Raw genomic sequence first — 13651 nt, forward strand, 5'->3', positions numbered from 1 at the left:
CCTCACCCAATCTCAAATAGAAATCGCCCATTTTGCTCAAAGACGTGGCCAAATCCTGCTGCCAACTTGTATTCTGCTCATCCAAAGAGGCCAGCTTTCGGCTTATTTTCAAATCTTCGCTATAATTTTCTTCGGCTTTTTTGGCCTCACCCAATCTCAAATAGAAATCGCCCATTTTGCTCAAAGACGTGGCCAAATCCTGCTGCCAACGAGAATTCTGCTCATCCAAAGAGGCCAGCTTTCTGCGTCTTGCCAGTGCTTCGCTATAATTTTCTTCGGCTTTTTTGGCCTCACCCAATCTCAAATAGAAATCGCCCATTTTGCTCAAAGACGTGGCCAAATCCTGCTGCCAACGAGAATTCTGCTCATCCAAAGAGGCCAGCTTTCTGTTGATTCGTAAGCCTTCGCTATAATTTTCTTCGGCTTTTTTGGCATCTCCCAAGCGCAAATAGAAATCGCCCAACAAGCTATGACTGAGGGCCAGTTCACGCTCAAAGTCTGGGTTGTTGGGGTTGGCTTGACGCAAGGCTTGGATGAGTCCTTGGTAATTGAGGTAGCTTTGTAGTTCGGCCACGGGGTCGCCCACGGAGCGGTAGTAAAGGGCGGCACAGTAACTACAAAATGTTAATGCTCTACTTGGATAGGCCGCCAAGCATTTCGTCAGGTGGGCAATGGGTCGCACCAAAGGCTCGGCCTGGGGGAGACGTAGGTGTAAAAACACACTACCGTCGTTGGCCAAAAGGGCATTGAGGCGGGTCAAGAGCGTTTCGCTGTCGGTGGCGAGGGTGGGTTGGTTTTTACGCAGGGCAATGGCCTGTATCACGGGGTTAATCTTAAAATTAGCCTCGGTTTTACTAAGCCAACCCTTGCGAGCTAAGTCGTGTAGGGTACTAAACTCCATGCTGTCTTGACCAAATAAAGCACACAAAAAAAGGAAGTTGTATTCCTCGGCAGGTAGCAAGGCCATGTTCACAAGCCAGTGGCGTTCGTCTTCGCTTAGTTTGGCAAAGTCATAAAAGCGGTCGAGTATTTGGTCGCTGTTAATGGCCTCAATATGGGTATTGGTAGTGTAGTCGGTCACGATGCTAAAGCTCTTTTTACCAAGTGTGAGCCCTTGGGTTTCGAGTTCTTGTACAAAGGCCGCAAAGCTGAGGCCCCTTTCGCTGAGTTGCTTCATAGTTTTTGCAAATAGCTCTACCGAGAGGGTATGGTACTGTAAGGCCCGCAGGAGGCGGTCGAGCAGGGCATCAAACTCAGGGCTTTCTTCTCGGTAGTAGCTTTCAAAGAGCGCTTTGGCCAAGGGCGGCGGCAGGTGCGAGATGGGCAGCTCTTGCTTGGGGTCGAGTACACCCGCACAGCGGCTGGTGAGCAATATGTGCCAGTGAAAGCCGTCAAAATGCTGCCGAAAGGCTTTGATTTCGTTTTCGTCGTTGGCGTTGTCGAGCACGAGCAAAAAATCATCGTGCAGTTCCGAGAGAGCCTGTTTGAGGGCTGCCACTTGCTGGGCTTCGTCCATGCCCGCCAAGTCGAGGTTGAGCTTAGGAGCCAAGTCCTTGAGGGCGTTGATGATACCGCCCTCGCAAAACAGCCAGGCGTTGTGCTTGTAGTGGTGGAGGCTATCGTGCCAGTACTTGGCGGCAAGGGTGGTTTTGCCAATGCCCCCTTCGGCGTTGATGAGCATGAGGCGTCCGCCTCGGTCGAGTTTTTCACGGATGGTACGTAGCTCGTCTTCCCGCCCTAAAAAAACTGAAGGCTCGCTCACGGCATTGGGGCTGAGGAGTTTGGCGGGATGAAAGATTGGATGACTAAATCCTGAAACTTCTGGATTGTCAAACAAACCAAGAATATCATCAGATAGTTTTTTGACAAAATCAGTAGGGTGTTCAAATTCCCAAGGCCATTGGGCTTTGTCTTTTGCATACCAAATAGCCTCTAAATCATCTAAAATCGCTACGTTTTCATCTCGTAGTTCAAAGGAAACATCCCCCTTTTTCTTAAATATGTAGATACGTGGTTTGCCTTTTTTTTGGAACAATTGCTGAGCCAATTGATATTCTTCCGTAGTAAAAGCCCCCAATTCGCCCCAATACAAGATGACGAAAATATCAGCCTCTTGAATATGATTGTTGTAAAAATCTTGTTTTCGAACTGGGTCATTGGCGGCATCGAATTTTTCCCAAATGTCTAATTGGAGATGGGTGTCTTTTTTTGCAAATAAATCATTGATGCGGCCGATTTCATTACGAAAAGCTTGGCGTTCAGCCTCTAGGCGAAAAGACGAAGCCAAAAAGATGCGGTAGGTTCTGATTTTCATAAGGTTAGGAAAAGTGTCTCGAAAAATACGAGTAATTTGGAAACGAATCGCCTAGTTTCGAGTTATTTTTTTCGTTTAACCGTGTTTTTTTTGCCACGCTGGCGATTACCGCCCTATTAATTCAATTAGCGCCGTTAGAAACACCTCCAGCAAATAATTAGCAAAAGTTTGTTGTATAGTTTTTGGACAATCCAACCGCCGATTCGTCCCAATCGCTCGTGAAGAGCACCTCGGGCGGACAGACAAATTCAAAAAAGTTACTCCGTGGCAAACGGGTAAGTACTTTATTTTTAGAAATAATGATAGCAAAAGTGAATAAGGAAGAAAAAAATGTATTTTTAAGTCGTAAACTCAACCTTGTATTGTTGGAATGAATTGGAAAAGCCGTATTCGTTGGAAAGCTCTTTTGTCGGAAATCCGTAACGAACAATGTGTGCTAGTCATTGGGCCTGATTTGGTACAATACGATAACGACCGCACCTTATTTCAGTTGCTGTGCGAGGCGATTCAACAAGACAGCGATTACAACGAACAGGTAGATTTAGAAACGCAGTACATGTTTGAGCACGAAGAATTGCTCCAACTCCAACCCAACGGCTACGATACCGACCTTTTCAATTTTTTAGAAGACTTTTACGCTACACGTACAGAGTTTGACGCACCTTTTGCTCAATTGGCTCAGCTTCCCTTTCATTTGGTCATTTCCTTACTTCCCGATACACGCTTGTACAATGCCATCAAAACTGTGCAGCCCAATGCCCAATTTGGGTATTATCCCGTAAAAGAGGCTCCCATCGCTGTGGCTAAACCTACCAAAGACGCCCCATTGGTTTACAATATTTTGGGTACGCTCGACTACCACGATACCGTCGTTACCTTTGACCACCTCTTTGCCTATTTACAGGGAATACTCGGCACAAGACCGCTACCCGTCGCGTTGGCCGATGCCCTTAAACGGGCTAAGAGTTTTGTATTTTTAGGAGTACACTTCGAAAAATGGTACATGCAAGTGCTCCTACGGGTATTTTTGGAGGATAACGAAAATAAAAGGCCGCTCAAATACTCCCTGTTACATTCAGGGCAAAATCGAGACGCGTGTACGTTCATAGCAAGGCGACTTGAGCTTGATTTTTACCCCTCTGCCCCATTAGATTTCTTGGACGAACTTCGGCAGCAATGTACGGAAGGGGGCATTTTACGCAAACCTCAATCCGCTCGCTCATACCAGGTATTTGTATCGTACAGCCATCAAGATAAAGATACCGTAGATCAGTTGGTGAAGGCATTGGGGAAACGCTCAGGGATAAAAGTAATCATGGACGACCACTCTATGACTGCGGGAGATAGAATCCAGCAGTTTATGGAACGCGTGGCGGAAATGAACTGTGTGATAGCGGTGTTGTCAGAACATAGTCTTCGTTCGCCTTATGTGGGTAGAGAACTGACCCTCTGCTTAGAAAAAGGCATCCGATTGCTGCCGTGTCATTTGGACAAACGATTTTTGGACAAAGGCATCGTGGATGAGATAAAGCAATACGCCAGCCGAAAAATTCTGGAAATCAACACGTTCAAGCAGGAGCGAATTCAGAAAGACCCGCTGGACGATGTGCGTGATTTGAACCGTGAAGAAAGCCTTTGGCGGGATTATGCCCGCAAACTGCCCGAACTTTTTGAGCATCTTCAAGGCTGTAAGAGCGTTGATATGGGCGATTTTGATGCAGGAATGAACGAAATCTTAAACGCCATCTGAGATGCAGGAAAGAAGCACCCCACGAAATCGTTATCCTGGCGTAAAACCTTTCAATACCGAAGAAAGAGAGGCGTTCTTTGGCCGCGAGCGTGAAACGGAAGAACTGTTCCGCTTGGTGTATGTCAAACAAGTGGTTGTGCTCTATGCCAAGAGTGGTTTTGGCAAAAGTTCACTCCTCAATGCGGGCATCATTCCGAAGTTGTTGGACGATTCGGCTTATCATCCGCTGACGATACGTTTTACCAATCGTTCTACTCAAGAAGCCGACACGGGCTTACACCCCATTGATACCCTAAAAATTCGCCTACAAAACGAACTCGATATATCTCTTCCCTCTCCCGTAAGTCAATTGACCAACGATGACAATTCGCTTTGGCATTGGCTCAAAACGTGGCAAAACCTACATTCTAACAAAGGGTTAATCCTGCTCTTTGACCAATTTGAAGAGCTTTTTACCTACTCACCCGAAGCCATATCGACATTTTCGGAGGAGTTGGCAGAGGCACTCTACAGTCCGATTCCCCTGAAGTATCGGCGGCGTTTGGCAGAACTCAGCAAAACCAAACAATTGGACGTGGCCTTCCACGATTTTCTCTATCAAAAACCCGACCTCAAAATCGTCTTTTCGATACGGACCGACCGCTTGGCGTTGCTCAACCAACTCACCGACCGCCACCCTGCCATTTTGCAGCATTGCTATGAGTTGATGCCCCTCCGCGCCGACCAAGCCGAAGCGGCCTTGACCCAACCCGCCGCCTTGCCCGCTACCGACTACGATAGCCCGCCTTTTGACTACGCCCCCGAAGCCATAGAGGCAATACTCGACAGTATCCTCAAAAATGGGCAGGTAGAAGCCACTTCCGTTCTGCAAATTGTGGGACGGCACACCGAAAGCAAATTAGTACTGGCGCAGGGGAAAACCTACATCACGGCCAATGACCTCGGCCCCGTAAAAGATATTATCCAAAATTACTACGAGGATATACTCCAAACACTTGCCCCCGCCGACCGTGACAATGCGCAGCAGCTTATCGAAGAAAAACTCATCTCGGGCCAACTCCGCAACCCGCTCTCCGAAGCCTACATCCGCCAAGAGTTTGGCATCAGTGAAGCCCTGCTCCAAACCCTCGAAAACAGTACCCTGCTTCGCACCGAGCGCGACGCGGCAGGCCGTTTGCTCTACGAGATTAGCCACGATACGCTCGTAGAACCCATACAGCAGGTGGCGCAGGAGCGTTTGGCCGTCGAGGCCGCTGCCCGCCAACGCCAACTCGAACAAGAACAAAACCGCCAACTGCAAGCTGAAAAACAACGCGCCGACCAATTAGACACCCTCAACCAAACCATCCGCGCCCGTGGGCGCGTGGCGTGGGCGGTGGCAGCGGTGGCCTTGGTGGTAGCGGCGGTGGCGGGGTATTTTTGGCGCAGCTCAATAAAAGCCAAAGCAACTGCCGATGCCGCGCTGCAAGCTGCCCAGGCCAACCTACGGGCGTTTAGCTACCAAAAAGCCCTCGAATTTTATACCAAAGCCAGCCAATACCTCGAATACCAAGAATACCACTTAGCCCAGCAAGCTGCCCAACAGGCCAAACTTTTTTTAGCCACCGATGTAGCCTCTTCAAAAGGAACTACAACCATTTCTTTTACAAAGGATGTGGAAGCAGAATTAGCCAAGAAAATTGACAAACAAATAGATGAATGTAAACAACGCCTAAAACAACCCTGATATGAAGACCCTTGTGTATTTCATGCTGTATTTGGGTTGGGTAAGCAGTAGCCACGCCCAAAACTGCCCCGACTACCCCCGCTTGCTTAAAGAAGGTAACGAACTCCGTGCTAAAGGTCAATACCGCCCCGCCCTCAACAAATACAACGCCGCCAAACTCTGTGCCCCTACCAAAAGCACCGAAATAGACAAACTGATTGCAGGGGTATTTGACGACATCGAAAAGAAAAAAGAAGAAGCCGAAAAGCAACGGGATTTGGCACAGAAGTCTACTATCGAAGCGCAAAGGCAATCCCGAATAGCCCAAGAAAAAACGAATGATGCCACTGCACTTTATTGGGCTTCTGAGGCTGACAAATTTGTGCCTAAGAATGCAATGCGCATGTTGGAAGCTGCAGCAAAGAAACAAACAAGTACCAAAACCTTAAATCTGATTAAAGCAAAAACTCTTTCTTTATTTAACCAAAGTAATACTACACAGTTTCAAGAAACACATAGCATACCTTTTGACGAATATGTGACACCTCAAGTATCGCCAGATAGTAAATGGTTAGTTTTGCGTAATAATGAAGCATTTACTGTCTATAATTTACTTAAAAAGAGTTTATTGAGGCGCTTTTCAGAGACAATTAGCGACACTGATTTTTCTCAAAATAGCCAATGGTTTATCGCAGAAAAAGATACCATTATTGATATCTACTCAACCGAAAAATGGGAATGTTTCACAACTCTTCAAACAAAGAGAGGACGGAAATTTACTACTTTCTCACCTGATGAAAAATGGTTACTTATTGATCATCGAGATGGCACTTTTTTCGTTTTTAATACCTCTACTTGGCTTAAAAATGTTGACTTTGATGCATATACCGAAATCAAATCTATTGACTTTTCTCCTGATGGAAAATGGTTATCCATTGAGGTTGAAAAAAATAAATTCAAAATAGTAAGTTTAAATTCTGGTAAAGAATTGGTTATCGGGCCAGACTCAATGTTTACCAATGTAGAATTTTCTCCTGATGGAAAATGGTTATCCATTAAGGTTGAAAAAAATAAATTCAAAATAGTAAGTTTAAATTCTGGTGAAGAATTGAATATTGGGTCAGACCCTACATATAACAGTATAGAATTTTCGCCTGACAGCAAGTGGATAGTTACTACAGAAAAGGATAGTTTATTCAAAATATATGAATTAAGTACAGGGCAAGAGATGCTTTTATCCGCAAATTATGCTATTGAGTTTGTAAAATTTTCAACTGACGGCAAGCTCATTTTTATCCAGTCAAACATTGGAAGTGAAGTTTACAAAACAGATAACTTAGAATATGGGATTCTATCAATAATTACAAACAATGTTTCAAAGGCTATATTTTCGCCTGATAATCAACACTTAGCATTACTTGGTAAAGATAAATTACCCAAAATATATGAACTTTTATCAGGAAAATACTTGCCTTTCTACTTTAAAGATAAAATACAAGACATTAGATGGTCGCCCAATAGTGATTTATTGATTACAAAAAATGAAAAAGGAATTGTGGCTATTTATGATTCAAAGTCAATCTATGAAATTGAACCACCCAAAAAGAGAAATGGTATAGGAAGGATTGAATTGCATGGGCTTGATAGATATGATGATTGGCCTGAGATAAAATTCTCTCAAAATGGAAGATGGGTCTCAATATTTACCCATTATAATGATGAAAACAAATATTTAATTTTAGATTGTGATAAAAAAGAATTTAACACCTACCTGCTGGATGCAGAACCTGTTTTTTTTTCAAACAGCAAAGAGCAGCTGTTATTCTGTCAAGATAAAACTTTAAGGATTCTTAATTTGGAAACAAATTCGATTTCAAAGTTTATTGAACAGGAAAACGTTTCAATGGTTAATTCATATGTTGGTGTATTGTTCAACAAATGGATAGTTACAAGTGGCCTTACTGATGTTAATTTTAATAATATAAGTAATGGATTTGTTCCTTCATTCCTGAAATTTAAAAGTATATTTGGTTATTCTGCTTCAAATGACAAAAAGTGGTTAGGAATCCGAACATTATATGGTGTTTTAGAGATTTTTAATTTGGAAACTGAATTGAAATATAATATAATTCCCAAAAATGAAAAAGTTGATTTGATGGGCTTTGCACCCAATAGTCAATTGTTTTTTAGTTATATCAACGATACAATCAGAATAAGACAAATCAAAGATGGCAAAATAATAGGAACTTATAATATCGGCAAAAATATCGAAAATATTGAATTTTTACCTGATAATCAATGGCTATTAGTTCAAATAAAAGATGGCACAGGTCTCATTTACGATATAGAGACAGGGCAAACGCCTCAACTTTTACAAGAAGAGTCACGAAGCAAAAAAGATACCCTTACTTGGTTCATCTCTTTTCAACCCGATGGTAACAAAACCATCGTTTTTAAACCTGATGGACGAAAAACTATGATTCAAAAACAAGATTGGGAAGACTTCTTTAAAAAAATACTATTCGATACAACACTTCAATATAATAAAAATACAACTTTTTTGGTAATTGCCAAATATGATTCAACTTTAGAAATTGAGAATTTCTCACTGACGGATTTGTATAAACTTGGTTTTGAAGTAGACTATTGTTTTTTTTCGAATGATAGTAAGTGGGTGTATTTGACCAAGGACTGGGGAGGTGTATTGGAGAATGGTAAATTTAATACTATTCCAGACTTTTTAAAGAACGAAAATAAAATCATAATGACTTATTTTTCGCCAGACAGTCAATGGATGTTGATAGAAAAATTAGATGGCACCAATAAAATTTTTAATCTCGGCACAAAAAAACCATATAATTTCCTACCAAAGGATAAAGATATAGGATTAGCAAAGTTTTCTCAAAATAGTCAATACATTACCACTGTTTCTAATCACAAAGTCATCACCTACGAACTCGCCACTGGCAAACCTATTCAAACCCTTTGGGTCAATACAAAGCCCAAACAAATTGAAATTATAGACAACCGCTATCTCTTTGTGGTGGTGGGAAAGGCCATCCTCAAAATGGACCTCCAAACGCAGCGGGGCAACTTTTTCAGCTACGGCGATGGCGAGCCGTTAGATTATACCTACGAGGAGATAGTAGAATGGATGAAAGTCTTTGGCGATGAGTACTTAGGGCCGTTGTCGGAGGAGGTGAAGGAGAAGTATGGGGTTAAGTAGTGCTATTCCATAGAAAAGCCGAGCGGAGTCGTTCTTGTTCATTGCGGCCAATACCTACCTCAGTGGCTACCTGCTCCCACTGCTTCACGGCTTGTTTGACCTCCTCAACGATATTCCGTGCTGTTGGGAGTGCAAGTCGAAAGAAAGGGGCAACTTCTAAGGCCAGTTCTACGTCAAGGGCGTTTTCGGTTTCGTTAATATTGAGTTTTAAGCCTGTTCCGTTTTCATTGGGATTGAGGTCGTAGGCGGGGGAGAGTGTCCAGCCATGCGGTGTCAGCAAAAAGCCGTGGTTGCGGAGGTGGTCGTCGGTGTTGGATACGACCAAATTGAAAACGATACGCCGCCAGAGCGCGGCCAAATTTTCTTCTACATTTACCCCGTGGCGACTGATAAACTCCGCCAATTGGAGGTAGCTTACGCCGTCTTGGTGGTCGTTGCCGTCAGTATAGCCCAGCAGCGTCATGGCCGAAGCAAAATGAATCCGCGCTGTTCCAATGCGGTCAAAACGCTTGGTAATGAACGTGTGATGGCGGCTATGATAACGCTCCGCAAAAGCGTCAGCTACGTTAATGCCCGCCTTTTGCGCCAACCGATGCACTACCAATTCCCACGCGCCCACGTCTCGGTCGTCATGCGTACTTGGAAATTTCGCTATCCATAGATGCTGCTGTGGGTCTATGACACTGGCTTTGGGCCGCGCTCCGCCAAGCGACGAGCCAGGTGCCATCAGCATATTGAGCCATTTGAGGTAGTCAGGGTCGTTGGGGCTATCTTCTGATTCGAGGCGGAGACTTGCCTGTTCGAGCTCGCGCAGCGATGTAAAAGGCGGCGCAGCCATGGCTTGATTGTCATGCAGGAATGGCCCGTCAAGTTCTAATGCAAAGCGCAATGCTCCCATTCGATGCCGATCATATACGCCAAGCAAATAGTCTGTTTCGTAGAGCGCCTGTGGTTTTCGCTGTTCCTGACGCGCCATAGCGGCTTCTCGGCGGCGCATAAGTAAGCGCCCCCAACGGTCAGGGGAGGAATCGGTAAACAACCCAAAATTAGGTTTGGTATCGTTGAGGTACTGACGGCCTGAAAAAGAGTACAGGTCGGGGTCGAGCAGTTGGGTTTGGGTTTTAAGCCATGATTTATCGTACTCAAACGCAAAGATTTCCTCCCCCCGTAGCTGTGTGGCGTAGAGATAGCCCATAAGCGTTGGCGTGGGTAAGGGATGCCAATGGGCGTAAACATAGATTTTACGTTCGCTCATGAGAAGGTTTTTTCGGTGCGCGTTTTTTCGTCAAAATCTCAGCGTCTTGAAGCTTACGTCCCAGTACGTCGTCGTTGGCTAATTGGAGCAGGTTTTTGTCAAAACCCAACACAAAGAGTACTTGCAGATAAGCCCCCATAGACACCGATGGGATGCCTTTCTCAATTTGCCAAAGCGTAGAGCGACTTATGCCCGCTCGTTCGGCTACCTGCTCGGTACTAAGCCGCCGCCGAAGCCGTGCCAATTTGAGGTCTTCCCCCAACTGTTCCAGTATTTTTTGTTGGTTTGGAAAAAGCATAATGTTTGATATAGCAAACAAAAATAACAATAATGTCTTTAAAATAAAACATTATTGTTGAATTAGCGCGTTTTATTACGCTTCCTATCTTGGGTATGCATTTGTAGGAATAAGTAAAAAAGAGCCTATAAATACGTCGGTTACCATCTCTTTTTTTATTTAATATGCCAATATCCAAGTTAAATATATTACAGATATAGTTCTCCGAAAGCCCCTAAATAAATTTCCTTAAAATCTCATCCCTCATAAAACGATTGATAAAATCCTGAGCTTTACTTTCCTCCGCAGGCATTACCTCACCTTTATTAAATGAGTTGAACACCGAAACGTCATGGCTACTTGTCAACGTAAATGCTCCAACGAATAAATTGATAACGGGAACAGATTTCTCCTTTTGACGCTTTAAGATGGTCGGGATTTCCTTTTCGTGAATGATTTTCTTATCCACCATCATATAATGTGGGCTGATAAGTAAAATATACCCATCAGCATGTTCAAACTCATACTTGATGGTCTCCTTCCATCCCGATTTATTATCTTGGTTTTGATCAGACCAATAATCAAACTCGTTGGAGTAACCCTTAAAATAAATTTCTAACATCTTTAAGGCACCAATATCTTCCTTCGCGTATGAAATTACTATTTTCTTCTTGCGATGAATGGGGGGCGGTACTTTTTGAGCGACATCGGGTAAATTTTCTAAATCACTCGTTGATTTTGGCATCGTATCCTCAAATGGGGATTCATGGTTCTGCATTTTACCCGAAATGAGTTGCCACTCAGCGTTTTGCTTGTCGCCGTGAACAATAATCGAAGAAACAATGGCCTCGTACCATTCTGATGCGATGCTTTCATCTAACGTCAAGGTGAGGGTATGTTTTTCAAAATCAGCTTCGATGCAGAAGCCCTCTAACTCTTCGACATCTGTATAAATCAAAATTCCACTGCGCCAAAAGCAATCGTAAGTGGTTTTGGTACCGAACTTACTGATAAAGGTATGTAAAGGATAATAGGGTAAAAATTCAAATTGCTTTTGAAATACAATAACTCTTTGAGATCTAAACCAAGAGCGAACTAATAGTGGTTTTGTCGAAGTTAAAAACTCAGGGAATACATAGTACGTATAGAGTGTATCAGGGTCAGAAGGATTGGCTTTCAGTGGAAAACATAAGCCGCAACTGTGCATAAATTTCAAAAACATCCATTTTTCTTCGATGGTGTAAGTCGTGTCTGTTTTGTCAAAATCTTTAAAAAGAGTATGTACGGTACATTTTCCGTTCAATTGTGAACGCATTTCTTCGTAAAAAATGCTTCTTCGGTCAAATACTTTATAGATGGCCTCCAATGCCCAAATTTGGTCCACGATGATGTCATTGCCCAATTTTCACGGTAGTACAATGTCCCTGTATTGTGGAGGTGCTCAAGCAAATCGTTGTACCCTTCTTCCAGTACATTTTCGCGCCGACAGATTTCATAAAAACGCTCTTTGGTAATGGTTTTTGAGGTGCTTTCCCTCAAAAACGTCCGTACTCGTTCCCAATAATAGGGCACGGGATAGCCATAAATCGACATTTGGGTCGCCGTATCTCGGATAAGCGCTTTTAGCGTATGAGTATAAATTCGGTCTTGGGCATTTACTTTCAAAGTTTGGAAACCCCATGAATTGTCAAAAGGAGAAACTATGTTGCTTGACTTGTTTTCCGCAACCAGAATTTTGCTTTGGGGACTTAACTCTTCAATACGACTCAGGTAGAAAGGTACTTTGAGATTTCTGACCGTTTCCTCCTCTTTAAAACGGTCGGGGGCAGTGGCCGCTTTCTCCGTCTCAGCGTCAAAAACCACTAATTGAACCGCAGGCGACCTCATAAAAATGGGGTGAGTACCGTAGTAAATTTCTTGGCCGCCCAAATCCCACACGTGCAAATGAACTGGTTGGGGTTCGTCCAGCCATTCGATTTTATCTAACTGTATCGCGTGGGTTGAACTAATAGCAGGGTCGTGTGGCAGGTCTTTCAATGCCCGAAGCAGACTGCTTTTGCCCACGTTGCTGTTTCCGACCAATACCAATTTGATATTGCGATTGGGTTCACTCCTACGACCCAATTCAGCCAAATAGTTCTTGATAGTACGAAGGCAATTTGTGTTTTCATTTTCTCCTAAAATATCGGGCTGAATACCAGAGATAGGATTCCCATACAAGTAGAGTTCCTTTAGTTTTTTTGGAAATTCGGGTACTTGAGTAAGCTTATTATGGCAAATAGCTAAGCTTTCCAACGTAGCAGGCAGTTGGATATTCTCAAGCTGATTATGATTGATTTTTAGGTATTTGAGGCTTTTAGGAAAGGTGGAAACTTGATGAATGTCATTGTGATTTACCTCTAATTGCTGGATGCTGTTGGGTAAATGCTCAATGTCGCTTAGCCGATTGCCATTTAGCTTCAGGAAGACAACTTGCTTTGAAAGTCCTTGCGTATTTGAAAGTAGGTTGTTACTCAAATCAAGCTCAATGACAGAATCAGGGATATTTTCTATGGTTTTAAGTCGGTTGTTAGCCAAACTGAGTTTTTTGATTTTCTTCAACGACTTGAGCTCCGCAGGGATAGACTCTAACCCAAGGTCTGAAAGATTGAGTGAAGTTTGGTCTGTTTTTAGAAATTCTTTTATTCGCTCTAACGCCAGTTCGTTGGGCGTTTTTTGAGGGATAGGTGTAGAGGCTGGAGTTGGGGTAGGTTTAAAAACACTCTTTGATTCCGAATCCAATTCAATCTTACCAACTACTTTTAGCCCTACGGGTGAGTCTTCACTACCTGTCTGTGCAGCAGTTTGCGGCGTACGAAAGTATAAAACAGGGCTATCGTCAGACTTAGATTGAGGCACGGCTACTTCTTCTTGTTTGGGGGTAGCACTTCCCAATAATGCATCCACCTTGAATTCTCTTGCCAAAAAATCAAGTTGTTCGCCATTTAACCTCGTATTAGGATTGTTGTCCACTTTGTACCCTTTAGCGGCCAAAATACTTGCAACCGCTGAATGATTTCTATTAAGTATTCGAGCCGCTTGGCTGAGACGCATTGAACGTTCGGAATCCATGTATTTGCTTACG

At 43.5% G+C, this 13651-nt stretch carries 8 protein-coding genes; 3 read left to right on the top strand and 5 right to left on the bottom strand.

Annotation, left to right across the window (positions count from 1 at the left end; all coding sequences use genetic code 11):
* The coding region (locus tag FHS57_RS24810) for a tetratricopeptide repeat protein (protein WP_183978428.1) at nucleotides 1-2314 on the bottom strand (2314 nt) is incomplete at its 3' end.
* 370 nt (nucleotides 2315-2684) lie between these two features.
* Here FHS57_RS24810 and FHS57_RS24815 point away from each other — a divergent pair.
* From FHS57_RS24815 to FHS57_RS24825, 3 genes are read left to right on the top strand one after another with little or no spacing between them, the layout of a single operon-like run.
* Nucleotides 2685-4064, top strand: coding sequence for a toll/interleukin-1 receptor domain-containing protein (locus FHS57_RS24815; protein ID WP_183978430.1), 1380 nt, complete (start codon nucleotides 2685-2687; stop codon nucleotides 4062-4064).
* Between the two features lies 1 nt (nucleotide 4065).
* Nucleotides 4066-5790 (top strand): nSTAND1 domain-containing NTPase, encoded by a 1725-nt coding sequence (locus FHS57_RS24820; protein WP_183978432.1) that lies wholly within the window; start codon nucleotides 4066-4068, stop codon nucleotides 5788-5790.
* Between the two features lies 1 nt (nucleotide 5791).
* The gene (locus FHS57_RS24825) at nucleotides 5792-8995 is read left to right on the top strand and encodes a WD40 repeat domain-containing protein (protein ID WP_183978434.1); all 3204 of its coding nucleotides are present in this window, start codon (nucleotides 5792-5794) and stop codon (nucleotides 8993-8995) included.
* Here FHS57_RS24825 and FHS57_RS24830 read toward each other — a convergent pair.
* From FHS57_RS24830 to FHS57_RS24845, 4 genes are all read right to left on the bottom strand, one after another.
* Nucleotides 8988-10250, bottom strand: a complete 1263-nt coding sequence (locus tag FHS57_RS24830) for a type II toxin-antitoxin system HipA family toxin (protein ID WP_183978436.1) — start codon at nucleotides 10248-10250, stop codon at nucleotides 8988-8990. The genes FHS57_RS24825 and FHS57_RS24830 overlap by 8 nt on opposite strands.
* Nucleotides 10237-10548: a helix-turn-helix domain-containing protein gene (locus FHS57_RS24835; protein WP_183978438.1), complete on the bottom strand. Its 312-nt coding sequence runs from the start codon at nucleotides 10546-10548 to the stop codon at nucleotides 10237-10239. Before FHS57_RS24835 ends, FHS57_RS24830 begins: the two co-directional genes overlap by 14 nt.
* Before the next feature lie 214 nt (nucleotides 10549-10762).
* Entirely contained in the window at nucleotides 10763-11842 is a 1080-nt protein-coding gene (locus FHS57_RS24840; RefSeq protein WP_445508836.1) for a hypothetical protein, read from the bottom strand.
* Entirely contained in the window at nucleotides 11827-13638 is a 1812-nt protein-coding gene (locus FHS57_RS24845; RefSeq protein WP_183978441.1) for an ADP-ribosylation factor-like protein, read from the bottom strand. The genes FHS57_RS24840 and FHS57_RS24845 overlap by 16 nt, the downstream gene beginning before the upstream one ends.
* Nucleotides 13639-13651: the final 13 nt, after the last annotated feature.

The organism is Runella defluvii (assembly GCF_014195535.1).
Classification (GTDB): Bacteria; Bacteroidota; Bacteroidia; order Cytophagales; family Spirosomataceae; genus Runella; species Runella defluvii.

Bases quoted from the DNA above. Each gene is read 5' to 3' on its own strand.
- FHS57_RS24835 (WP_183978438.1), bottom strand. From the start codon at position 10,548: ATGCTTTTTCCAAACCAACAAAAAATACTGGAACAGTTGGGGGAAGAC.
- FHS57_RS24815 (WP_183978430.1), top strand. From the start codon at position 2,685: ATGAATTGGAAAAGCCGTATTCGTTGGAAAGCTCTTTTGTCGGAAATC.
- FHS57_RS24820 (WP_183978432.1), top strand. From the start codon at position 4,066: ATGCAGGAAAGAAGCACCCCACGAAATCGTTATCCTGGCGTAAAACCT.
- FHS57_RS24825 (WP_183978434.1), top strand. From the start codon at position 5,792: ATGAAGACCCTTGTGTATTTCATGCTGTATTTGGGTTGGGTAAGCAGT.
- FHS57_RS24845 (WP_183978441.1), bottom strand. From the start codon at position 13,638: ATGGATTCCGAACGTTCAATGCGTCTCAGCCAAGCGGCTCGAATACTT.
- FHS57_RS24830 (WP_183978436.1), bottom strand. From the start codon at position 10,250: ATGAGCGAACGTAAAATCTATGTTTACGCCCATTGGCATCCCTTACCC.
- FHS57_RS24840 (WP_445508836.1), bottom strand. From the start codon at position 11,842: ATGCGTTCACAATTGAACGGAAAATGTACCGTACATACTCTTTTTAAA.